The organism is Ensifer sp. GW821-FHT05G01, from assembly GCF_059419585.1.
Window position 1 is genome coordinate 130,363 of record NZ_JBWKSC010000001.1, and the last position, 23,847, is coordinate 154,209.

Consider the following 23,847-nt stretch of genomic DNA (forward strand, 5'->3'; position numbering starts at 1 on the left):
GCCGTAAATCCGTCCTGTCGGGACACGAATTCATTAAGCGGCAGGGTCGATGAGCGACGAAACGTCCATTTCATCCGAACAGAAACCAGCCGCCTACCGCGTTCTGGCGCGCAAGTATCGCCCCAAGGATTTCTCCGACCTGATGGTCGGCCAGGAGCCGATGGTGCGCACGCTGACCAACGCGTTCGAAACCGGCCGTATCGCGCAAGCCTATATGCTGACCGGCGTACGCGGGGTGGGCAAGACCACCACCGCCCGCATTCTCGCCCGTGCGCTCAACTACAAGACGCCCGACATCGATCGACCGACCATCGACCTGCGCGTGCCCGGCGAGCACTGCCAGGCGATCATGGACGGGCGCCATGTCGACGTCATCGAGATGGACGCCGCGTCGCATACCGGTATCGACGATATCCGCGAGATCATCGAGCAGGTGCGCTACCGCCCGGTTTCGGCGCGCTACAAGGTCTATATCATCGACGAAGTGCACATGCTGTCGACGCAGGCATTCAACGGCCTCTTGAAGACGCTGGAAGAGCCGCCGGAGCATGTGAAGTTCATCTTCGCCACCACCGAAATCCGCAAGGTGCCGATCACGGTCCTGTCGCGCTGTCAGCGTTTTGACCTCAGGCGCATCAGCGGCTCCGACCTCGTCGGCCTGTTTTCGACCATTCTCGGCAAGGAAGGCGTTTCCTTTGACCCGGAAGCGCTGGCAATGGTGGCGCGTGCGGCCGAAGGCTCGGCGCGCGACGGCCTGTCGCTGCTTGACCAGGCGATCGCCCATGGCGGCGGTTCCGTCGAGGTCGAGACCGTCCGCTCGATGCTCGGTCTTGCCGATCGCGCCCGGATCGTCGATCTGTTCGATCATATCGTCCGGGGCGATGTTGCCGCAGCGCTTGGCGAGTTCACGGCCCAATACGAGGCGGGCGCCAACCCGACGGTGGTGCTGACCGATCTTGCCGATTTCACCCATCTCGTCACCCGGCTGAAATACGTGCCGGATGCCGCCAGCGATCAGTCCCTGAGCGAGATCGAGCGGACGCGCGGCGCGGACTTTGCCGGCAGTGTCGCCGTCAGCACGCTGTCGCGCATCTGGCAGATGCTGTTGAAGGGCATTCCCGAGGCCGAGAGCTCGTCGCGCCCGGCGGGTGCTGCGGAAATGGTGCTGATCCGGCTTGCCCATGCGGCCCATCTTCCCTCGCCGGAAGACGCGGCAAGACGTGTGCTCGAACTGTCGGGCAGCGATGGCGGCGGTGCCCGTCCGGCCCCAGGTGGCGGCAATGGCGGCGGCATGCAGGCGTCAGTCGGTGCACCCGTGCAGGCACAGGCCATCCAGCCGGCATCGATGGGACGACCGACCGGCAACGGCGCAACGATGCTGCGCGCGGTTCCCGATGTCAGCCCTCAGCCGATCAGCGTCGGACAAATCGAAGAGCGGCCCGCCATCGCGCCTGTCGCCAAGGCGCAAGCCTCGGTTTCGGTCAATTCGGTCAGCGACATCGCCGACCTCTGCGGCAAGAACAAGGACATCAAGCTGAAGACGCTGGTGCGCGGCTTCGTGCGGCTGGTTCGCATCGAGCCCGGGCGTCTCGATGTCAATGTGACCGATGATGCGCCCAAGACCTTGCTCGGCGAACTCGCCGTCAAGCTCAAGGAGTGGACCGGCATTCACTGGATCGTCAGCTACAGCCGCGAGCCCGGCGAGCCGACCCTGATCGAAGCCGAGCAACGGGCCCAGGAGAAGCGCGTCAGCGACGCGCGCCAGGATCCTGATGTGGCGGCCATCCTCGCCCGTTTTCCGGGCGCCAAGATCACCGACGTGCGCATCCGCGCCGTCGAGGAAGAGGAGGCCGAGAGCGTTGCTCCGGCCACAGCCGAATCTGCCGATGGCGATATCGTCCCCGGCGACGATATCGAATAGTCCGTCGGAACGAACGACCGGACATTTTTGAGAGAACAGGAGACGACGATGCGCGACATCATGGGGATGATGGGCAAGGTCAAGGAAATGCAGGCCAAGATGGAGAAGATGCAGGCGGAAATCGCCGCGCTCGAAGTCGACGGCACCTCCGGCGGCGGTCTCGTCACCGTCCGTCTCGATGGCAAGGGCACCCTGAAGAGCCTGAAGATCGATCCGTCGCTGTTCAAGGAAGACGACGTCGAGATTCTTGAAGACCTGATCGTCGCAGCACACAAGGACGCCAAGGACAAGGCCGAGGCAGTGCAGGCCGAAAAGACCCGCGAACTCACGGCCGGCCTGCCGATCCCGCCCGGCATGAAGCTGCCGTTCTGATCGCCTTCTTCGTCTGGCGTTGGATGGCGACCGACGCTCACTGGTATCGGTGAGCGTCTGTTCGCATCTCGCGATCCATGTGCTTTGCAATGTGCCGGCGGCTCGTCCGCATGGCGCATTGGTGTCTGGCACTTCGCGTCGGCCCGGACTGGCGCCGGCTGCAAAGCATGGTAAATTGCCGCCTCCCGAGGAGGATCGCGCATGACCATGACGTCCCTGCTTATCTTTGCCGGCGCCTTGCTGGTTGCGGCCGGATCGCCCGGACCGAGTGTCGCAGCGCTTGTCGCACGTGTTCTCTCGAAGGGCGCACGCGATGTCCTGCCCTTCCTCGTGGCGCTCTGGATCGGCGAGGCCATCTGGCTGTCGTTTGCGGTGGCGGGTCTCGCAGCGATTGCCGAAAGCTTCCATCTACTGTTTGTCGCCATCAAATGGCTCGGCGTCGCCTACCTTCTCTATCTCGCCTGGAAGATGTGGACGGCCGAACCGGATATGCCCGGCGACAGCCTGCCGCAGTCGCGCTCCGCCTCCAAGCTGTTCTTCGCCGGCCTGACGGTCACGCTCGGCAATCCCAAGGTGATGATGTTCTACGTCGCGCTGCTGCCGTCGATCATCGATCTGCGCTCAGTGACCCTGATCGGCTGGATGCAGCTGGTTGCGACCATGCTGGTGGTTCTGGTCGTGGTCGATCTCGGCTGGGTGACGATGGCTGCCAATGCCCGCAAGCTGCTGAAGAGCAAGCGCGCCGTTCGCATCGCCAACCGCGCCAGTGCGGGAACCATCGCCGGGGCGGCCGTCGTCATCGCCACCCGGTGAGTTCTGCTTCGACGCATCTTTCGGCCCCTGTGCTATCGCGGCCGGAAGCCGCGTCATATTCCGGCAAGGCGATTCCGTTTGTCGGCGATATGGGCTAAAAGCGCCGCATGGCAAAGCGAGTCACCGGTCCCGAAATCGAAAAACTGATCCAGCTTCTGGCAAAGGTGCCGGGGCTGGGGCCGCGTTCGGCGCGGCGCGCGGCACTGCATCTGGTCAAGAAGAAGGACCAGCTGCTCGGGCCGCTGGCGGAAGCCATGGGCGAGGCCCATCGCAAGGTGCGCATCTGCTCGTGCTGCGGCAATGTCGATACGATCGACCCCTGCACGGTCTGCGCCGACGAACGCCGCGACCACACGGTGATCATCGTTGTCGAGGATGTCGCCGATCTCTGGGCGCTGGAGCGTGCCGCAGCCATGAACGCTGCCTACCACGTGCTCGGCGGCACGCTGTCGCCGCTCGATGGCGTCGGTCCCGATGATCTCAACATCAAGGGGCTGGTGCAGCGCGTGGCCAATGGCGGTGTGCGCGAGCTGATCATCGCCGTCAACGCCACCGTGGAAGGCCAGACCACCGCCCACTACATCACCGACCAGCTCGAAGGCATGGCGGTGAAGATCACCCGGCTTGCCCATGGCGTGCCGGTTGGCGGCGAGCTCGACTATCTCGACGAGGGTACGCTGGCTGCCGCCCTTCGTGCCCGCACCTCGATCTGACGCCATGAACGTGCGGGGTCTTCGCCCCGACCGCCCGCGATCCAACCGATAGGGAACCGGATGCTGAGATTTCTATCACTGTCGACCTTGCTGTTCTGCGTTCTCGCGGGCTTGGCCCAGGCGGCCTCCAAGGCTGATGTCGAGACCCAGTTTCGCCAGTGGCTTCAGCGCGATCTCTGGCCGGAAGCCGAAAAGTCTGGGGTTTCGGCACGCTCCTTCAAGGCGGCATTCGCCGACGTGAAGCTCAACTGGGACCTGCCAGACCTCGCACCTCCCGGTTTTCCCAAGCCCAAGGAGCAGAAGCAGAGCCAGGCGGAGTTTTCCTCGCCCGGCAGCTACTTCTCGGAAAAACGTCTGCAGGGACTGGCGGCAACCGGGCGCAGCCTTGCCTCCACCCACGCCTCCACCTTGAAGCGGATCGAGAAGACCTATGGCGTTCCAGCATCGGTGGTCGTGGCGATCTGGGGTCGCGAATCCGGCTTCGGCCGCGCCAAGATCCCCTATCCCGTCGTCGACGTGCTGGCGACGAAGGCCTTCATGTCGACCCGGCCGGACCTGTTCCGCCGCGAGCTGATCGCCGCCTTGCACATTCTGGAAAGCGGCGACGTCGAAGAGGCATCGATGCGCGGCTCCTGGGCCGGCGCCATGGGGCAGCCGCAGTTCATGCCGTCGAGCTTCCTGCAATATGCCGTCGATTTCGACGGCGACGGTCGCCGCGACATCTGGAATTCGGTTCCAGACAGCCTGGCCTCGATCGCCAACTACCTCGTCAAGAAGGGCTGGCAGCGCGGCCGCGACTGGGGATTCGAAGTGTCGATCCCGGCTGGCGTCTCCTGCGCGCAGGAAGGGCCCGATCTCGCCCGGCCGATGTCCGACTGGGCGGCCAAGGGCATCACCCGCATTTCCGGCAAGGCGTTTCCCTCGCATGAGCTTTCCGCGCCCTCGATGATGCTGGTTCCGGCCGGCACCCACGGGCCCGAGTTCATCGTCACGCCGAATTTCTACGTGCTCAAGGAGTACAACAACTCCGACCTCTATGCGCTGTTCATCGGCAATCTTGCCGATCGCATCGGCTCGGGCGGCGGTGCGTTCCGGGGCGCCTGGGGCGATGTCGGCAACATGCTGCGCTCCGATGTGCTCGCGATGCAGAAGGCGCTGGTTGCCAAGGGCTACGACGTCGGCAAGGCCGACGGTCTTGCCGGTTACAAGACCCGCCGCTCGCTCGGCGACTGGCAGGCCAAGAATGGTCTGGCGCCGACCTGCTTTCCCGATGCCTCGCTGAAGGCGAAGCTTCGGTAAGCCGGCACTCTCCGTCAGCGGCGAGCAGTCCGGGCCGTTCGGCTTCGATTGGATGGGACTGCGCCCGCGACCGGGCGCAGTCGGTCAGTGCATGTCGACGTCGACTTGGCGCTTGTAGCGCTCGTAATGGGTCGGAACGATCGTCTGGCGCTCGATCATCCGGTGGACCCGCGGTGGTGCAGCACCCCGATGTAACGCGGTCAGCTTCTCTCCGACCGAGGCGTCGGCCTGGGTGCGCCGCTGGTTGTGGCGCACATACTCCACCCAGGTCGGCACATGATAGGTTTCCGTCCAGGTCGTCGGGATTTCGAGATCCCGCATCAGCGCCCAGTGGCCGGCACCGTCGCGGATGCGGATGCGCCGCCGCTCTGCCATGGTCTCCAGGAACTCGGGAATGTCGGCATCGTCGATCTCGTAATCGATCATGATGACGATCGGTCCGCTGCGGGGTTTCAGGTCCAGTTCGAGCAGCGGCTCGTTGAAGCGGTTGAGCGGATCGAGGTTGAGCGACTTGAACTCCGGCAAGGGCAGGCGCAGCCCGACGACCGCCCCCGCCAGCATCAAGAGACAGGAGACGAAAAGCGCGTTGGTGGCGCCATGGAGTTCGGCCGTCGTGCCCCAGAGCCAGCTGCCGCCGGCAATGCCGCCGAAGGTCATGGTCTGGTAGAGCGACAGCGCCCGGCCGACCACCCAGCGTGGGGCCGAAAGCTGGACGGTGGTGTTGAACAGCGACAGCGCCAGCACCCAGGATGCTCCTGAGGCCAGCAGCATGAGACAGCTCAGCCACGCATAGGCGCTGAAGGCGATGACGAGAGTACTCACGGCAAAGCCGCCGAAGGCCAGGCGCACGATCGCCTCGCTCGACATCATTTCGCGCAATCTTGCGCTCAGCAACGCCCCGCCGATCGCGCCAAGGCCAAAGGCGCCGAGCATCAGGCCGTAGGTCAGCGGACCGCCCTTGACGAGATCGCGCGCCACCAGCGGCAGCAGCGCCAGAATGGCGCTTGCCGACAGGCCGAACAGGAAGCCGCGCACCAGCACCTTGCCGATATTGGGCGACATCACGACATAGCGCAGGCCCGCCGTGATCGCCCTGCCGAGCGTTTCGCGCGGCAGCGGGCTCATGGTCACTTCGCGTCGCCAGCGCACCAGCGCAAAGAGGATGGCGAAATAGCTGAGCGTGTTGGCGGCAAAGGCGGCCGCCGCACCCGCGGTCGCGACGATCACGCCGCCGATGGCCGGGCCGACGCTGCGGGTGATGTTGAAGCCCATGCTGTTGAGGGCGACGGCCGCCGGCAGGTCGTCGCGCGGAACCATGTCGCCGACCGAGGCCTGCCAGGACGGGTTGTTGAGCGCGGTGCCGCAGCCGATCAGAAATGTGAAGAGCAGAAGCAGCCAGGGCGTGATGATGCCGAGATAGGCGCAGACGGTCAGAAGCGCCGACACCGTCAGCATGAAACACTGGGCCACAAGCATGATCCGCCGCCGGTCGAAATTGTCGGCGAGCGCACCGGAGACCAGCGAGAACATCATGATGGGAAGCGAGGTCGAGGCCTGCACCAGCGCGACCATGTTGGCCGATGAGGAAATCGACGTCATCAGCCAGGCGGCGCCGACCGTCTGGATCAGGCCGCCGAAGTTGGAGGCGAGGCTTGCGATCCAGATGGTGCGAAAGATGTCGTGCTTGAAGGGGGCAAGTGGCGAAATACGGGTGGGCACCTCGTCTTCTCTCTCGTGTCTTTTGATTGCGATATCGAAGCGGTTCGTTGCCTGTTATAAACCTCGAAGACCGAAGTGCCAGCCGCTGAAACTTGCCGTCGCATCGATTGACTGTCGCCCGCACCCCGCAGGCGCCTTAGGCGGCCTCCGGTCGAACACCTTGCAATTTGCGGCAACGAGGCGTATATGGGCCTCAAATTCTTGATCGGTAGATGAAGAGTGGGCCCGTCAGGACCCGCTCTTTTTTATTACCCGGTCCCATGAGGAGACATCGTTTGTCCGATCCGACAACCGCTGAAAATGAACTTGAACCCCGCCTGATCACCGAAACCGGTCTCGATCAGCGCATTGCCGACATCATCGAACCGGTGCTGATACCGATGGGCTATCGCCTGGTGCGCGTGCGCATGTCCGGCCAGAACGGCATGACGCTGCAGATCATGGCCGAGCGCAACGACGGCACCATGACCGTCGAAGATTGCGAAGCGATCTCGATGGCCATTTCCCCGGTTCTCGATGTGGAAGATCCGGTCGACAAGGCGTATCATCTGGAAGTGTCGTCGCCCGGCATCGATCGCCCGATGGTTCGCAAGTCGGATTTCTTCCGCTGGCAGGGTCACCTCCTGAAATGCGAAACCTCGGTGCTGGTCGAGGGCCGCAAGCGTTTCCGTGGTAAGATCGTGTCCGTGGATGCGGATAGTTTCCAGATCGAGCGCGATCAGCCTGCCTATGGCGAGGAAGTGACGGTCACCATTCCGTTCACCACGCTTGCGGAGGCGCGGTTGATCCTGACCGACGATCTGATCCGCGACGCCCTGACAGCCGACAAGAAGGCGAAGGCAGCGCGTGCCGCGAACGAGAATTTCGAAGACGAAGATTCACCTATCGAAGAATAAAAGCCGGGGCGGTGCTTGAGGCCCCCTGCAACCAGACGGAGACATGAGATGGCAGTCAGTGCTAACCGGCTCGAGCTTCTGCAGATCGCAGATGCAGTGGCACGCGAAAAGGTGATCGACCGCGAGATCGTTCTGGCCGCGATGGCCGATGCGATCCAGAAGGCCGCGCGCTCCCGCTATGGTTCGGAATCCAACATCCGCGCCGACATCAATTCCAAGACCGGTGAAATTCGCCTGCAGCGTCTCCTGGAAGTGGTCGAGAAGGCGGAAGACTATTCCACCCAGATCCCGCTCGAACTGGCGCGCGACCGCAACCCGGACGCCAAGCTCGGCGACTTCATTGCCGACCCGCTGCCGCCGATGGATTTCGGCCGTATCGCCGCCCAGTCGGCCAAGCAGGTCATCGTGCAGAAGGTTCGCGAAGCCGAACGTGACCGCCAGTTCGACGAATTCAAGGATCGCGTCGGCGAGATCGTCAACGGCACCGTCAAGCGCGTCGAATACGGCAACGTCATCGTCGATCTCGGCCGTGGCGAAGGCATCATCCGTCGCGACGAGATGATCCCGCGCGAGAACATGCGTTACGGCGACCGCGTTCGTGCCTTCGTCTACGACGTCCGGCGTGAACAGCGCGGCCCGCAGATCTTCCTGTCGCGCACGCATCCGCAGTTCATGGTCAAGCTCTTCACCATGGAAGTGCCTGAAATCTACGACGGCATCATCCAGATCAAGTCGGTTGCCCGTGACCCGGGTTCGCGCGCCAAGATCGCCGTGATCTCGAACGATAGCTCGATCGATCCGGTCGGCGCCTGCGTCGGTATGCGCGGTTCGCGCGTTCAGGCCGTCGTCGGCGAGTTGCAGGGCGAAAAGATCGATATCATTCCGTGGTCGCAGGACCCGGCATCGTTCATCGTCAACGCGCTGCAGCCGGCGGAAGTCGCCAAGGTCGTTCTCGATGAAGACGCAGAGCGCATCGAAGTCGTGGTTCCGGACGAGCAGCTGTCGCTCGCCATCGGCCGCCGCGGCCAGAACGTTCGCCTCGCGTCGCAGCTGACCGGCTGGGATATCGACATCCTCACCGAGCAGGAAGAAAGCGAACGCCGTCAGAAGGAATTCAACGAGCGCACCAACCTGTTCATGGATTCGCTCGACGTCGACGAAATGGTCGGCCAGGTTCTGGCTTCCGAAGGCTTTGCCGCCGTCGAGGAGCTTGCCTTTGTCGATCTCGACGAAATCGCTTCGATCGACGGCTTCGACGACGAAACGGCCACCGAGATCCAGACCCGCGCCCGCGAGTTCCTGGACAGGCTTGAAGCCGAGATGGATGCCAAGCGCAAGGAACTCGGCGTTGCCGACGAACTGCGCACGATCAATGGCCTGACCAGCCCGATGCTGGTCGCGCTCGGCGAGGAAGGCATCAAGACCATCGAGGACTTTGCCGGTTGCGCCGCCGACGACCTGGTCGGCTGGAGCGAACGCAAGGATGGCGAGACCAAGCGCTTCGAGGGTACGTTCTCGAAGTTCGAGGTTTCGCGCGCCGATGCTGAAGCCATGATCGTTCAGGCACGTCTTGCTGCCGGCTGGATCACGGAAGACGATCTTGCCGTCGAACAGGAAGAAGAAGAGGCGATCGAGGTTGCCGAAGGCGCGGAACAGGACGCCTGATGGCGACCACCGCATCGACTGACGCTGACGCTCTGCCTTCGGACAACGGTCCGAAGGACAAGAGCGGCAGCACCCGGACTTGCATCGTCACGCGCGAGAGTGGCTCGCCCGACGATCTGATCCGCTTCGTCGCCGGACCCGACGGCCGCATCGTTCCCGATCTGAAGCGTCAGCTTCCGGGCCGCGGCTGCTGGATCAAGGCGGAGCGGGCGCTGGTTGAAAAGGCAATGGCGAAGAAGCTCTTCGCCCGTGCCTTGAAGGCCGACGTCAAGGTCGATGCGACGCTGGCCGACGACGTGGACAGGCTGCTCGTCGAGCAGCTTGCCGGCATGATGAACATGGCGCGCAAGGCGGCCCAGTTCATCTCCGGCGCAACGAAGACGGAGCAGGCCGTTCGTGGATTGGCGGCGCTCGCCGTCTTTCACGCGAGCGATGCGGCCGCCGACGGCGTCCGCAAGATTGACCAGGCCCGCAAGGCAATGAGCTTTGTGGTTGAAGATGAAACGGAAATACCCGCGTTCCGCCCCTTTTCGGCGGCGGAAATGGAGGGCCTTTTGGGAAGTAATGCTTTTATCCATGCCGCAACGCTTGCAGGGCAGGCGGGTGAGGGTGTAGTGAAGCGCGCAATCATGCTCGAAAAGTACCGTGGATCCGTCCCGGTCCGGGCCGAAGGCGGCGCTGGCAAGCCACAGCAATGACCCGCGTCACCGGCAAAATCCGGCATCGCGTACATTGTTTGAGACAATTTGGAAGACAGGGTCAGGTGATACGCATCCGGCCCTGATCGCTAGGAACGGAACGGAATGACCGACAACAACGACGACAAGACAGGCAGCGCAGCAGGCAAGAAGACGCTGACCCTGAAGCCCTCCGGGGTTTCGCAGGGGACCGTGCGTCAGGACATGGGCCGTGGCCGCACCAAGGCGGTCGTGGTCGAAACCAAGAAGCGCCCCTTCCATCGCCCCAAGGACGAGCGACCGATCACGCCGGTGGCCGCGGCTCCCGCTGCCCGGCCGGCCGAGCAGCAGCGTCCGGCCCAGCCGCAGCCTTCGGGCCGTCCGGCGCCGCAGCCGCAGCAGCATCAGACCCGCCAGGAAGCCAACCAGGCGAACCGTCCGCGCGTCGGCGTCGTTCTGAACCAGCTTTCCGCCGGTGAGATCGATGCGCGCCGCCGTGCTCTGGCCGAAGCGCAGATCCGCGAAGCGGAAGAAGCGGTCATTCGCGCGGAGAACGAAGCGCGCCGCAAGCGTGAGGAAGAAGCCCGTCTCCTGCAGGAGAAGGAAGAAGCCGCACGCCGCGCCGCAGAAGAAGCGGCCCGCCCGGCTGTCGAGCCCGAAGCAAAGGCCGAAGAGGTTGTCGAAGAGCGCCCCGTGGCTGCTCGCGCACCGGCTTCCCCCGAGCGTCGCCCCGACAACCGTCCGCAGGCCGGAAGGCCCGCTGCCGCGCCGGCAGCTGGAGTTCCGACGCCGGCACCGGCCGGTGCTCTGCGCGGTCGCAAGGTCGACAACGAAAAGGATGACGACCGTAGCAGCCCACGTCCAGGCGCAGGTCCGGTTCGTGGCAAGGTCGTGCGTCCGGAGCCGGCAAAGCCGGTCACGCGCCCGAAGGGGGACGATGGTCGCCGCCAGGGCAAGCTCACGCTGACGACCGCTTCCGACGAGGATGCCGGCCAGCGCGCCCGTTCGCTGTCGGCGATGCGTCGCCGCCAGGAAAAGTTCAAGCGCAGCCAGATGCAGGAGACCCGCGAGAAGATTTCGCGCGAAGTCGTTCTGCCGGAAACCATCACCATTCAGGAACTGTCGCAGCGCATGTCCGAACGGGCCGTTGACGTCATCAAGTACCTGATGAAGGAAGGCCAGATGATGAAGCCCGGCGATCTGATCGACGCCGACCTGGCAGAACTCATCGCCGGCGAATTCGGCCACACCGTCAAGCGCGTCTCCGAGTCCGACGTCGAAGAAGGCATCTTCAACGTCTCCGACGTCGACGAAGAGCTGGAATCGCGTCCGCCGATCGTCACGATCATGGGTCACGTCGACCACGGCAAGACCTCGCTGCTCGACGCCATCCGTCATGCCAACGTCGTTGCCGGCGAAGCGGGTGGCATCACCCAGCACATCGGCGCCTACCAGGTCGAGCAGAACGGTAACAAGATCACCTTCATCGACACCCCCGGCCACGCGGCGTTCACCGCCATGCGTGCCCGCGGCGCCCAGGCGACCGACATTGCCATCCTGGTGGTGGCGGCCGACGACAGCGTGATGCCGCAGACGATCGAATCCATCAACCACGCCAAGGCGGCTGGTGTTCCGATCATCGTGGCGATCAACAAGATCGACAAGCCGACGGCCAATGCCCAGAAGGTTCGCACCGAACTTCTGCAGCACGAAGTCTTCGTCGAATCCATGGGTGGTGAAGTTCTCGACGTCGAAGTCTCGGCGAAGGCCGGCACCAACCTCGACAAGCTGCTCGAAGCGATCCTGCTTCAGGCCGAAATCCTCGACCTCAAGGCCAATCCGAACCGGACGGCCGAAGGTACTGTGGTTGAAGCCGAGCTCGACCGTGGCCGCGGTGCGGTTGCGACCGTGCTCGTCCAGAAGGGCACGCTGCGTCCAGGCCAGATCATCGTTGCCGGCGACCAGTGGGGCCGTGTGCGCGCTCTGGTCAACGACAAGGGTGAACACGTCAAGGAAGCGGGACCGTCCATGCCGGTCGAAGTTCTCGGCCTGTCGGGCACGCCGGCAGCGGGCGACAAGTTCGCCGTCGTCGAAAACGAAAGCCGCGCTCGCGAGATCTCGGAATACCGTCTGCGGCTCGCCCGCGACAAGGCGGTTGCCCGCCAGTCCGGTTCGCGCGGTTCGCTCGAGCAGATGATGACCCAGCTCCAGACCTCTGGTCTCAAGGAGTTCCCGCTCGTCATCAAGGGTGACGTGCAGGGCTCGATCGAAGCGATCGCCGGTGCGCTGGACAAGCTCGGAACCGACGAAGTGCGTGCGCGCATCGTCCATTCGGGTGCCGGTGGTATCACTGAGTCGGATATCTCGCTCGCAGAAGCTTCGAACGCCGCCATCATCGGCTTCAACGTTCGCGCCAACAACCAGGCCCGTTCGGCAGCCGAGCGTGCAGGCATCGAAATCCGCTACTACAACATCATCTACGATCTGGTGGATGACGTTAAGGCGGCGATGTCCGGTCTGCTTTCGCCCGAGCGTCGCGAAACCTTCCTCGGCAACGCCGAGATCATGGAGGTGTTCAACATCACCAAGGTCGGCAAGGTCGCGGGTTGCCGCGTCACCGAAGGCAAGGTCGAGCGTGGCGTCGGTGTCCGTCTGGTTCGCGACAACGTCGTCATCCACGAAGGCAAGCTCAAGACGCTCAAGCGCTTCAAGGACGAAGTCTCGGAAGTCAACGTCGGTCAGGAATGCGGTATGGCGTTCGAGAACTACGAAGACATCCGCGCCGGCGACACGATCGAGTGCTTCCGCGTCGAACACATCACGCGGACGCTGTAAGATCCGTCCGATTAGAAATTGTGCGGGCGCCGGGTTATCCTTCGGCGCTCGCATTTTTTTGAGGTATTGACCAATGACCAGAGCCACATCCTCTGCCCCTAATCAGCGCATGCTGCGCATCGCTGAACAGGTGCGCGCCGCGATCACGCAGGTTCTGCAGCGCGGCGACGTCCGCGACCCTGTGATCGAGAAGACGCTGATCGCGATTTCCGAAGTCCGCATGTCGCCCGATCTGAAGATCGCCACCGCCTTCGTGACGCCGCTCGGTGTTTCCGACCATGCCGAGGTCATCGAAGCGCTGAATAAACACGCCAAGTACATCCGCGGCCGTCTCGGCCCGCAGCTGCGCCAGTTGAAGTACATGCCGGAGGTTCGCTTCCGCGACGATACGAGCTTCGACAACTACAAGAAGATCGACGCCCTCCTTCGCTCACCGGAAGTCAGCCGCGATCTCGATCCGAATACCGACGACGAAGAATAGAAGAGTTCATGTCCAAACCGCGCAAACCCAAGGGCCGCCCGATTTCCGGCTGGCTGATCCTCGACAAGCCGCTCGATTTCGGCTCGACCGAAGCCGTTTCCAAGATCAAGTGGCTGTTCAAGGCGCAGAAGGCCGGCCATGCCGGAACGCTCGATCCGCTGGCCTCCGGCATGCTGCCGATCGCCCTTGGCGACGCGACGAAGACCGTCCCTTACGTCATGGACGGCCGCAAGATCTACGAATTCACCGTTGCCTGGGGCGAGGAACGCTCGACCGACGATCTCGAAGGGCAAGTGACCCATTCTTCGGCCGACCGCCCGACGGAAGAGGCGATCCGCGCGCTGCTGCCGAACTACACCGGCGTCATCAGCCAGGTGCCGCCACAGTTCTCGGCGATCAAGATCGACGGCGAGCGCGCCTACGATCTCGCCCGCGAAGGCGAAACCGTCGATATCCCGGCGCGTGAAGTCGAAGTGTTCCGCCTGACCCTGCTTGGTGCCACCCCCAATCTCGCCCAGTTCGAGATCGAGTGCGGCAAGGGCACCTATGTCCGTTCGCTTGCCCGCGACATGGGCCGCGATCTCGGCTGTTTCGGCCACATCGCTTCGCTGCGGCGCACCTTCGTGGCGCCGTTCGGCGAGGACGACATGGTGCCGCTTGCCGATCTGGTTGCGCTCGAAAAGATCGAGAACGAAGAGGAGCGGCTGGCAGCCCTCGACGCCTTCGTCATCGAGACCGGCGAAGCGCTCTCCAGTCTGCCGCATATCGCCGTCAGCGATGACCAGGCGCACCGGCTGAAGATGGGCAACCCCATCATCCTGCGCGGCCGCGACGCGCCGCTGGCAACGCCCGAGGCCTATGCGACAACCCGCGGCAAGCTGATTGCCATCGGCGAAATCGCCGAGGGCGAGTTCCGTCCCAAGCGCGTCTTTGCCGTCGGCTGATTTCTTCGTTCCCCGGCATTTGCGTTTGCCTCATTGCTGACGCATGATCCCGCCAAAGCTCGGGCGACTGCTTCGAACCGGCGCCGTTTCGCCTTCGCAAACGGGCCCTTGTCGCCCGTCTCGACCGCCGTTCGGCGGTCGCGATTGCCGCATGATTGTCCAGATCGCTTTCGATCTGGTGTCACGATCATGACGCAGTTTTAAGGTGTTGCGGTGGCCTTCGCGCGCTATATTCGACGCGCGACGCTGGAGTTGAGAGGCGGTGCATTTGGCGCAGGTTTCGCAAGAGGGAAGAAAGACTGCCGTCGGTCGCCTGGCGACAGCTCTTGATTTTGTCCGCCACCGTATGACGCGGCCTTTCCGCTTCTATCTGACATCGCTGCTGCTGATCGCCATCGTTCCCGCCTTCATCTTTTCGCTCGTTGTGCTGAAGCGCAGCGTTGATGCGCAGGAGCAGGTGATCACCGCGCTGCTGCAGGCTTCGACCGGATCGGTGACCCGCATCGTCGAGCGCGATGTTGAGGGCATGCTCACGACGCTGAAGGTGCTCTCGACCGCACCGGCGGTGGAGGGCGGCAACATGGAGGCCTTCTACCGCAGGGCCTCGACAGCGCTTGCCGAGACCGGCTCCTACCTGCTTGTCATCGACCGCAAGCACGAGCAGCTCATGAACACCCGGGTGCCCTTCGGCACGCCGCTCGGCAAGGGGTCCGATCCGGAATCCGTCGAGCGTGCCTTCACCAACAATGGCGCACCGTTGGTCTCCAATGTCTTCTTCGGCCAGACGGCCGGAAAATGGGTCTTCAATGTTTATTTGCCGGCGAAGCTTCCAACCGGCGAAGATTATCTGCTGACTCTGACGCAGAACGCCGAGAGCATGGCCAAGGCCGTCAACCGGGAAACGCTGTCGCCCGGCTGGAACGCCGCCCTGGTCGACGGCAACGGCAAGGTCATCATCTCCTCCGACGCCGCGGTCAAGGCGGGTGAACCGTTCTTCCTCGACAAGGTGCCGGCGATCAGCATCGGCGTGCGCAACATCACCGAGAATGGTACGGCCTATCGGGTAGCGACGGAGTTTTCCGTCCTGACCGGCTGGCGGATCATCGCCTGGGCACCGCGCGCCACGGTCGATGGGCCGGCTACGTGGTCGTTTCTCTGGCTGTCGCTCGGTGGCATCATCTTTGCCGGCATCGCCATTGCGGGATCGCTGACCATCGCAAGGCTCCTGTCGCAAGGCGTCAAGCTCGTCGCACTCGATGCGCGCCGCCTCGGCGCCGGCGAGCGCATCGAGCCGCGCCCGCATATTATCGCCGAAGTCGAAACCGTCTCCGCTGCCCTTGCCAAGGCGGCTGCGTCGCGCACCAAGGCCGAGGGCGAAATCCGCTTCCTCATGCGCGAGGTTGCCCACCGCTCGAAGAACCAGCTGACGGTGATCCAGTCGATGCTGAACCAGTCGGTGCACTCCGCCGAGAGCGTCGCAGATTTCGCCGAATCCTTCCGCAAGCGCATCGCCGGCCTTGCCCGGTCCACCGATCTGATGATCGCCAATGCCGCGCAGGGCGTTGATTTCCGCGAGCTTGCCCAGAATCAGCTGCAGCCGTTCACGCCCGATGATCCCAAGCGCGTGGTCCTGTCGGGTCCGCCCTTAAGGCTGGACACGGAGAGCGCGCAGACGCTCGGCATGGCGCTGCATGAGCTGGCGACGAACGCCACGAAGTATGGCGCGCTTGCCAATACCACAGGCGTGGTCAAGCTCTCCTGGGCGCTGTCCGACGAGGGTATTGCCATCCGCTGGCGCGAGGAAGGGGCAGACATCGAGGCGCCGACGACGCCGCGCCGCAAGGGTTTTGGAACGCTGGTGCTGGAGCGCATGCTCGGCATGGCACTGAAGGCCGAACTCGAACGGATCATGCACCCCGATGGCATCGAGTGGCGGATCAATATTCCGAGGCATGCGAAGGACGGCGACGGAGATGATGCGGAACCTTGAAGCCATTCGGTTTTGAGGGGCGTTTTGAAAGGGGCGGCAATGCAGGTTCGCAAACGTCAATTTGGCATTCTGTCGGTCGCGTTGAGCCTGATGGCGGTGGCGCCTGCAGCCGGCCAGGATGTCGCTTGCGTGGTTGCCGATCCGACCGGAACGCCGCTGAACGTCCGCACGGAACCGACGGCCGGGTTGTCATGTCGCTGGCCAATGGCAGCAAGGTTCGCCGCATCGGTGAGCGCCTGCACGCCGGCAAGCGTTGGGCGCTCGTTTCAAGCGACGAGGGAGACCTTGGCTGGGTGTTTGCCGCCTTTCTCGACTGTGTTCCGGTTGACGGCGACCAGCTGAAGTCGGCACCGATGCGCCCGCGGCCGTCGGGGAATTGAGAGGCGCTCCACCATTGCTGAAGGGCCATTTTCATGACCCTTTCCTTTTTCATCCAATTCGGTTATAGGCACGCCAGCAAAAGGCGCATGCCCATTGCATTCACGGCCGCAGCTGGACGACATCCCGGCTGAAGGCGTCCCTAAATCCTCGAAATCGAAAGGATCATCCGATGTCGATTGCTGCAGAGCGTAAGGCTCAGCTCATCAAGGAATACGCAACCGTTGAAGGCGACACCGGTTCTCCGGAAGTCCAGGTTGCTATCCTGACGGAACGGATCAACAACCTGACCGAACACTTCAAGGGCCACAAGAAGGATAACCATTCCCGCCGTGGTCTTCTCGCGATGGTTTCCAGCCGTCGTTCGCTCCTCGACTATCTGAAGAAGAAAGACGAAGCGCGCTACACCAAGCTGATTGGTGCCCTCGGCATCCGTCGCTAAGCGACTTGCCCGGCGGATCGCATGCGGTCCGCCGGCCTTTTTTATTATGGGCGCAGAGCGCTCGAGAAATGAACTCTCCGCAAGCGCACTAGGCGCGGAAATGGAGAGGTATCCAGCGGGCCGGATGGGCCGGATCCGCGGATCAACCGATGGCCCGTCATGGGGCAGGATTGCAGGATGCTTCGGCGCCTGCTTGCAGAACCCGCTGCGGGGCAGCCAGGTTTTGCACAGCGGAAAGCGGCCGGTCTCTTTTGAAGCCTCCCGTTGTCTTGCCCGTGATGCGCCATACCAGGCGGTTTTCCGACCACCCGCGCTGCAACAGCCGCGGAAAGGTCTGCCGCACACGAAGGACAGAACATGTTCGATACCCATAAGGTTGAAATCGAATGGGCTGGGCGTCCGCTCAAGCTCGAAACCGGCAAGGTCGCCCGTCAGGCTGACGGCGCCGTTCTCGCCACCTACGGCGAAACCGTCGTTCTCGCCACCGTCGTTTCGGCCAAGGCGCCGAAGCCGGGCCAGGACTTCTTCCCGCTGACCGTCAACTACCAGGAAAAGACCTATGCCGCCGGCAAGATCCCGGGTGGCTACTTCAAGCGCGAAGGTCGTCCGAGCGAAAACGAAACGCTGGTTTCGCGCCTGATCGACCGCCCGATCCGCCCGCTCTTCCCCGATGGTTACAAGAACGACACCCAGGTCGTCGTCACGGTCATGCAGCATGACCTCGAAAACAATCCCGACATCCTGTCGATGGTTGCAGCTTCCGCTGCGCTGACGCTGTCCGGCGTTCCGTTCATGGGCCCGATCGGCGGCGCGCGCGTCGGCTACATCAACGGCCAGTACGTCCTCAACCCGCATCTCGACGAGATGGACGAATCGACCCTCGACCTCGTCGTCGCCGGCACGCAGGAAGCCGTGCTGATGGTCGAGTCGGAAGCCAAGGAACTGGGCGAAGAGATCATGCTCGGCGCCGTCGTGTTCGGCCAGAAGGGTTTCCAGCCCGTCATCGACGCCATCATCAAGCTCGCTGAAGTTGCTGCCAAGGAGCCGCGCGACTTCCAGCCGGAAGATCATTCCGCGCTCGAAGCCGAAATGCTCGGCATGGCCGAAGCCGAACTGCGCGATGCCTACAAGATCACCGAGAAGGCTGCCCGCTACGCTGCCGTCGACGCCGTCAAGGCGAAGGTGAAGGCACACTTCTTCCCGGAAGGCGCAGAGCCGAAGCACACTGCCGAAGTCATCGGTGCCGTCTTCAAGCACCTTCAGGCCAAGATCGTTCGTTGGAACATCCTCGACACCAAGAGCCGTATCGACGGCCGCGATCTGGAAACCGTTCGTCCGATCGTCTCGGAAGTCGGCCTTCTTCCGCGCACGCACGGTTCGGCGCTCTTCACCCGCGGTGAAACGCAGGCGATCGTCGTTGCCACCCTCGGCACCGGCGAAGACGAACAGTACGTCGACAGCCTGACCGGCATGTACAAAGAACGCTTCATGCTGCACTACAACTTCCCGCCCTACTCGGTCGGTGAAACCGGTCGCATGGGCTCCCCGGGCCGCCGCGAAATCGGTCACGGCAAGCTCGCATGGCGCGCTATCCGCCCGATGCTGCCGGAAGCCGAGCAGTTCCCCTACACGCTGCGCGTCGTTTCCGAGATCACCGAATCCAACGGCTCCTCGTCGATGGCAACGGTCTGCGGCACCTCGCTCGCACTCATGGATGCAGGCGTTCCGCTCGCAAAGCCGGTTGCCGGTATCGCCATGGGCCTGATCAAGGAAGATGAGCGCTTCGCCGTTCTCTCCGACATCCTCGGCGACGAAGACCACCTCGGCGACATGGACTTCAAGGTTGCAGGCACCGACGCCGGCATCACCTCGCTCCAGATGGACATCAAGATCGAGGGCATCACCGAAGAGATCATGGGCATCGCGCTCAACCAGGCCAAGGGCGGCCGTCTCCACATCCTCGGCGAAATGGCCAAGGCCATCTCGGAAAGCCGCGGCCAGCTCGGCGAATTCGCACCGCGCATCGAAGTCATGAACATCCCGGTCGACAAGATCCGTGAAGTCATCGGTTCGGGCGGCAAGGTCATCCGCGAAATCGTCGAAAAGACCGGCGCCAAGATCAACATCGAAGACGACGGCACCGTGAAGATCGCCTCTTCGTCGGGCAAGGAAATCGAAGCGGCCCGCAAGTGGATCCACTCGATCGTTGCCGAGCCGGAAGTCGGCCAGGTGTACGAGGGTACTGTTGTCAAGACCGCCGACTTCGGCGCCTTCGTCAACTTCTTCGGCGCCCGCGACGGCCTCGTCCACATCTCGCAGCTCGCCTCCGAGCGCGTTGCCAAGACCACCGACGTCGTCAAGGAAGGCGACAAGGTCTGGGTCAAGCTGATGGGCTTCGACGAGCGTGGCAAGGTTCGCCTTTCCATGAAGGTTGTCGACCAGGCGACCGGCAAGGAAGTTGCTGCAGAAAAGAAGGGTGACGGCGAAGCCGCTGAATAAGCGGTCTCTGCCCGAACGCATTCGGGGCGCGGAGCGGATCGCTCCGCGCCCTTTTCTTGTACGAGATCGACGGAAGAAACCGATGAGCCGAGATGCATTGAAGACCCTGTTCCACCCGTTCGAAACCGGGATTATCGACCCGCCGGGCGAGGGCGAGCGTGTGCTCTTCCTCGGCGCAGAGGCGGGCTACAGGCTGCCTGAGGGCTTCGGAGCGTCGATCGCCGCCGTCCAGCCGCTAAGGCCGCTCTACCGCGCGCTTGAGGCCCAGCGTGGCGATGTGGCACCTGTTGTCACCGGCGAGGACTATGACCTAGCCCTGATCCTGTGCGGCAAGCACAAGGGCGAGAACGAGGACCGCATCGCCGAGGCGCTGAAGCGCACCCGCGACGGCGCGCTCATCGTCATCGCCGGCGGCAAGGAAGATGGCATCCAGTCGTTGAGGAAGCGCATCGCCAAGTTCGAATGGGATGGCGATCACCTGCCGAAGTATCACGGCGTCGCTTTCTGGTTCACCCGGCCGGAAGATGTCACCGATGCCGTGCAGAAGCTTGCCAAGGTGCCGGTCCGCGTCGACGGCCTGTTCGAGGCGTCTCCCGGGATGTTCTCGCACGATCGCATCGATGCCGGTTCGGAGCTGCTGGCCTCGCGCCTGCCGCGCGACTTCAACGGCCATGCCGCCGATTTCGGCGCTGGCTGGGGCTATCTCGCGGTCAAGCTTGCCGAGGCGTCGCCGGGCACCAAGGGCATCGACCTGTTCGAGGCCGATCACGATGCGCTGGAGGCCGCCCGCGTCAACATGATGGCAAACGCGTCACGCATGCCGGCGCGTTTCTACTGGTTCGACCTGACGAGCGAAGAACCGCGCGACAAATACGACCTCATCGTCATGAACCCGCCGTTCCACGAGGGGCATGCCGCCGAGCCGTCACTGGGCGTGGCGATCATCAAGGCAGCGCACAAGGCGCTGAAGCAGGGCGGCAAGGTCATGCTGGTTGCCAATCGCGGCCTGCAGTACGAGCAGACCTTTGCCGAGACCTTCAAGGAATATGGCGAGACCTGCCGCAACGCCCGCTTCAAGGTTCTCTGGGGCAAGCGCTGAGCGCCCAGCCGACGTTCTGATCCATTGGAAAGGCCGGGCCAAGCGCTCGGCCTTTTTGCATTTGCAAGGGCTGCAAGACTGGCAGGCAGCTGTCCTCAAATCCCATTGCCATTGGTCGCGAACAGGCACACGATAAGGTGTCAGTCGGTATTTCCTATCGGAGGTGCGGTGCTATGCCATTCGGGCCGGGAAGGTCGCCTTTGACCGAGGATGTGGCGGAAGTGATCGCCAAGGATATCAAGCAGGCAGAGGGGCATGGTGCGACGTCGGAAGTACCGATGCCGTTCCTCAGAAGTCTTTATCGCCTGCCGCTGATACCGAACCCCATTCGCAGGACGCATGTATGCCTGATGACCGCTGCCGTTGCTGCAGCCTTGGTCGCTATCCTGCTGCTTTCGGGGCTGCTCAGCGTCTGACGAGGCGCATGAAAAAGCCCACGGACCGGGATGATCCATGGGCTTTCATGAAAGGTTGTGGCCGGGTTTACTCGGCGTCGGCGGTCCTGAGCGCGTCGAGCGCCGGCATGGACGTGATGTTGTAACCCGAGTCCACATAGTGGATTTCGCCGGTGACGCCGCGCGACAGGTCGGAAAGCAGATAGAGCGCCGAGCTGCCAACATCGTCGATCGTGACCGTGCGGCGAAGCGGAGAATTCTTCTGCTGCCAGGAGAGCATGGCGCGGGCGTCGGAAATGCCGGCACCTGCAAGCGTACGGATCGGGCCGGCCGAAATCGCGTTGACGCGGATGCCGCGCACGCCGTAGTCGGCCGCCAGGTAACGCACGGAGGCTTCGAGTGCCGCCTTGGCGACGCCCATGACGTTGTAGTTCGGCATCACCCGCACCGAGCCGCCATAGGTCAACGTCAGCATCGAGCCGCCGTCGTTCATCAGTTCGGCGGCCCGCTTGGCGATCTCCGTGAAGGAGAAGCACGAGATCACCATGGTGCGGCTGAAATTGTCGCGGCTGGTGTCGGCGTAAAGGCCCTTCAACTCGTTCTTGTCGGAAAAGCCGATGGCATGAACTATGAAGTCGAGCTTGCCCCAGCGCTCCTTGATGGCCGCGATGACCGTATCGACCGACGCAATATCCTCGACGTCGCAAGGCAGCAGGAAGTCGGAACCGACTTCGGCCGCCAGCGGCTTCACGCGTTTGCCGAGCGCTTCACCCTGGTAGGTGAAGGCCAGTTCCGCACCTTGCGCTGCCAGCGCCTTGGAGATGCCCCAGGCAATGGAGTGGTTGTTGGCCACACCCATGATGAGGCCACGCTTACCGTTCATCAGTCCCGTCATGGTGTTATCCGTTGTGGCGCTGGAAGACGAGCGTTGCGTTGGTTCCGCCGAAGCCGAACGAGTTGGAAAGAACCGTATCGATCTTGGCGTTGTCGATGCGCTTGCGCACGATCGGAACACCATCGAATTCCGGGTCGAGCTCGGTGATATGGGCGCTTTCGCCGATAAAGCCGGCCTGCATCATCAGGAGACCATAGATCGATTCCTGGACACCGGCTGCACCCAGCGAGTGGCCTGTCAGCGACTTCGTCGACTGGATGTGCGGGATCTTGGAGCCGAAGACTTCGCGGATCGCGCCGATTTCCTTGCTGTCGCCAACCGGGGTCGATGTGCCATGCGTGTTGATGTAGTCGACGTCGCCCTTTACGGTCGACAGCGCCTGACGCATGCAGCGGATCGCACCTTCGCCAGACGGGGCGACCATGTCGTAGCCGTCTGATGTCGCGCCGTAGCCGACGATTTCGGCGTAGATCTTGGCGCCGCGCGCCTTGGCATGTTCCAGCTCTTCGAGCACCAGCACGCCGGCGCCGCCGGCAATGACGAAGCCGTCACGGCTGGCGTCATAGGCGCGCGAGGCGGTCGAGGGCGTGTCGTTGTACTTCGACGACATCGCGCCCATGGCGTCGAACAGGTTGGACATCGTCCAGTCCAGGTCCTCGTGGCCGCCGGCGAACATCACGTCCTGCTTGCCCCACTGGATCATTTCCGCGGCATTGCCGATGCAATGCGCCGAGGTCGAGCAGGCCGAAGAGATCGAGTAGTTGACGCCGTGGATCTGGAACCAGGTCGCAAGCGTGGCAGACGCCGTCGACGACATCGCCTTCGGCACGGCGAACGGGCCGATGCGCTTGGGGCTGTTGTTCTTGCGGGTAATATCCGACGCTTCCACAATGGTGCGGGTGGACGGACCGCCCGAGCCCATGATGATGCCGGTGCGCTCGTTGCGGGAAATGACCGCTTCCTCGAGGCCGGAATCGGCAATCGCCTGCTTCATCGCCACGTGGTTCCAGGCGCCGCCCTGCGACAGGAAGCGCATGGCGCGCCGGTCGACGAGATCGGTCGGATCGAGCGTCGGTGCGCCCCAGACCTGGCACTTGAAGCCGTTTTCGGCAAAATCGGGAGAAAACGTGATGCCCGATTTGGCGTCGCGCAGCGATGCCGTGACTTCGTCGGCATTGTTTCCGATCGAGGAAACGATCCCGAGGCCCGTGACAACAACCCGTCTCATGGTAATGACCTTTTCTTTATCTCATTCGGTGCGGAGAACCCGCGGATTATTCGGTCTTTTCCTTCGACAGACCGACACGCAGGTCGGTTGCCTGGTAGATGGTCTCGCCGTCGGCCTTCAGCCAGCCGTCGGCAGTGCCGAGCACGAGGCGGCCGCGCATGACGCGCTTGAAGTCGATACCGTACTGGAGCAGCTTGGTGTGCGGGCGAACCATGCCCTTGAACTTCACTTCGCCTGTCGAAAGCGCCATGCCGCGACCGGGCTCGCCGAGCCACCCGAGGAAGAAGCCGGTCAGCTGCCACATACCGTCGAGGCCGAGGCAGCCGGGCATGATCGGGTTGCCCTGGAAGTGACAGGGGAAGTACCAGTCATCAGGGCTGACGTCGTATTCAGCGCGGATGAAACCCTTGTCGAAGGCGCCGCCCGTTTCGGAGATTTCCGTGATGCGGTGAACCATGAGCATGGGCGGCAGCGGCAGCTGCGCGTTGCCGGGGCCAAACAGTTCACCTCGGCCGCAGGTCAGGATTTCCTCATAGCTGAAGCTTGATTGTCTGGTCGTCATCAATGGTTGTTTCCCCGAGTAACA

Annotated in this window: 21 protein-coding genes; 17 read left to right on the forward strand and 4 right to left on the reverse strand. The window is 63.1% G+C overall.

All coding sequences use genetic code 11. The features are described from left to right. Positions 1-49 precede the first annotated feature (49 nt). The 5 genes from AC07UR_RS00625 (at position 50) to AC07UR_RS00645 (ending at position 5,118) form a co-directional block, all read left to right on the forward strand. Complete coding sequence (locus AC07UR_RS00625) at positions 50-1,921, forward strand: DNA polymerase III subunit gamma/tau (protein WP_209788233.1); 1,872 nt, start codon at positions 50-52, stop codon at positions 1,919-1,921. Positions 1,922-1,969: 48 nt separating this feature from the next. Then, positions 1,970-2,293 carry a YbaB/EbfC family nucleoid-associated protein gene (locus tag AC07UR_RS00630; RefSeq protein WP_029742357.1) on the forward strand — a complete coding sequence of 108 codons (324 nt, stop codon included), beginning with the start codon at positions 1,970-1,972 and terminating at the stop codon, positions 2,291-2,293. Between the two features lie 201 nt (positions 2,294-2,494). After that, positions 2,495-3,106, forward strand: a complete 612-nt coding sequence (locus AC07UR_RS00635) for a LysE family translocator (protein ID WP_173418629.1) — start codon at positions 2,495-2,497, stop codon at positions 3,104-3,106. Positions 3,107-3,213: 107 nt separating this feature from the next. Continuing rightward, on the forward strand, positions 3,214-3,819 hold the full coding sequence (recR, locus tag AC07UR_RS00640; protein WP_173418630.1) for a recombination mediator RecR: 606 nt from the start codon (positions 3,214-3,216) through the stop codon (positions 3,817-3,819). A 60-nt stretch (positions 3,820-3,879) separates the two neighbouring features. Beyond that, positions 3,880-5,118 carry a lytic murein transglycosylase gene (locus tag AC07UR_RS00645; protein WP_209788230.1) on the forward strand — a complete coding sequence of 413 codons (1,239 nt, stop codon included), beginning with the start codon at positions 3,880-3,882 and terminating at the stop codon, positions 5,116-5,118. Positions 5,119-5,202: 84 nt separating this feature from the next. Here the strand turns inward: AC07UR_RS00645 and AC07UR_RS00650 are convergent, their stop codons facing one another. Next, positions 5,203-6,837 carry an MFS transporter gene (locus AC07UR_RS00650; protein WP_209788227.1) on the reverse strand — a complete coding sequence of 545 codons (1,635 nt, stop codon included), beginning with the start codon at positions 6,835-6,837 and terminating at the stop codon, positions 5,203-5,205. Positions 6,838-7,112: 275 nt separating this feature from the next. On the opposite strand from AC07UR_RS00650, the gene rimP reads away from it, so the two are divergent. From rimP to AC07UR_RS00710, 12 genes are all read left to right on the forward strand, one after another. After that, entirely contained in the window at positions 7,113-7,733 is a 621-nt protein-coding gene (gene rimP, locus AC07UR_RS00655) for a ribosome maturation factor RimP (protein ID WP_209788224.1), read from the forward strand. 48 nt (positions 7,734-7,781) lie between these two features. Next, entirely contained in the window at positions 7,782-9,398 is a 1,617-nt protein-coding gene (gene nusA, locus AC07UR_RS00660) for a transcription termination factor NusA (RefSeq protein WP_173418634.1), read from the forward strand. Further along, complete coding sequence (locus AC07UR_RS00665; RefSeq protein WP_173418635.1) at positions 9,398-10,096, forward strand: RNA-binding protein; 699 nt, start codon at positions 9,398-9,400, stop codon at positions 10,094-10,096. Before nusA ends, AC07UR_RS00665 begins: the two co-directional genes overlap by 1 nt. A 105-nt stretch (positions 10,097-10,201) precedes the next feature. Beyond that, positions 10,202-12,910 carry a translation initiation factor IF-2 gene (gene infB / locus AC07UR_RS00670; protein WP_173418636.1) on the forward strand — a complete coding sequence of 903 codons (2,709 nt, stop codon included), beginning with the start codon at positions 10,202-10,204 and terminating at the stop codon, positions 12,908-12,910. 73 nt (positions 12,911-12,983) lie between these two features. Beyond that, positions 12,984-13,391 (forward strand): 30S ribosome-binding factor RbfA, encoded by a 408-nt coding sequence (rbfA, locus tag AC07UR_RS00675; protein ID WP_173418637.1) that lies wholly within the window; start codon positions 12,984-12,986, stop codon positions 13,389-13,391. Between the two features lie 8 nt (positions 13,392-13,399). Then, positions 13,400-14,335, forward strand: coding sequence for a tRNA pseudouridine(55) synthase TruB (gene truB / locus AC07UR_RS00680; RefSeq protein WP_209788221.1), 936 nt, complete (start codon positions 13,400-13,402; stop codon positions 14,333-14,335). A 268-nt stretch (positions 14,336-14,603) separates the two neighbouring features. Then, positions 14,604-16,325: a sensor histidine kinase gene (locus AC07UR_RS00685; RefSeq protein ID WP_209788218.1), complete on the forward strand. Its 1,722-nt coding sequence runs from the start codon at positions 14,604-14,606 to the stop codon at positions 16,323-16,325. 125 nt (positions 16,326-16,450) lie between these two features. Next, complete coding sequence (locus AC07UR_RS00690; RefSeq protein ID WP_494700010.1) at positions 16,451-16,705, forward strand: SH3 domain-containing protein; 255 nt, start codon at positions 16,451-16,453, stop codon at positions 16,703-16,705. 170 nt (positions 16,706-16,875) lie between these two features. Continuing rightward, entirely contained in the window at positions 16,876-17,145 is a 270-nt protein-coding gene (rpsO, locus tag AC07UR_RS00695; RefSeq protein ID WP_025425494.1) for a 30S ribosomal protein S15, read from the forward strand. 357 nt (positions 17,146-17,502) lie between these two features. Next, on the forward strand, positions 17,503-19,644 hold the full coding sequence (gene pnp, locus AC07UR_RS00700) for a polyribonucleotide nucleotidyltransferase (RefSeq protein WP_173418641.1): 2,142 nt from the start codon (positions 17,503-17,505) through the stop codon (positions 19,642-19,644). A gap of 82 nt (positions 19,645-19,726) precedes the next feature. Next, positions 19,727-20,743: a class I SAM-dependent methyltransferase gene (locus AC07UR_RS00705; RefSeq protein ID WP_209788212.1), complete on the forward strand. Its 1,017-nt coding sequence runs from the start codon at positions 19,727-19,729 to the stop codon at positions 20,741-20,743. Positions 20,744-20,943: 200 nt separating this feature from the next. Further along, a complete protein-coding gene (locus tag AC07UR_RS00710; protein WP_234941623.1) occupies positions 20,944-21,159 on the forward strand; it encodes a hypothetical protein in 216 nt (71 codons plus the stop codon). 67 nt (positions 21,160-21,226) lie between these two features. Here AC07UR_RS00710 and fabI read toward each other — a convergent pair whose 3' ends face one another. From fabI to fabA, 3 genes are read right to left on the reverse strand one after another with little or no spacing between them, the layout of a single operon-like run. Further along, the gene (gene fabI, locus AC07UR_RS00715; protein WP_209788208.1) at positions 21,227-22,033 is read right to left on the reverse strand and encodes an enoyl-ACP reductase FabI; all 807 of its coding nucleotides are present in this window, start codon (positions 22,031-22,033) and stop codon (positions 21,227-21,229) included. A gap of 4 nt (positions 22,034-22,037) precedes the next feature. Continuing rightward, complete coding sequence (gene fabB / locus AC07UR_RS00720; protein WP_209788203.1) at positions 22,038-23,261, reverse strand: beta-ketoacyl-ACP synthase I; 1,224 nt, start codon at positions 23,259-23,261, stop codon at positions 22,038-22,040. Between the two features lie 46 nt (positions 23,262-23,307). Further along, positions 23,308-23,823: a 3-hydroxyacyl-[acyl-carrier-protein] dehydratase FabA gene (fabA, locus tag AC07UR_RS00725; RefSeq protein ID WP_077499331.1), complete on the reverse strand. Its 516-nt coding sequence runs from the start codon at positions 23,821-23,823 to the stop codon at positions 23,308-23,310. Positions 23,824-23,847: the final 24 nt, after the last annotated feature.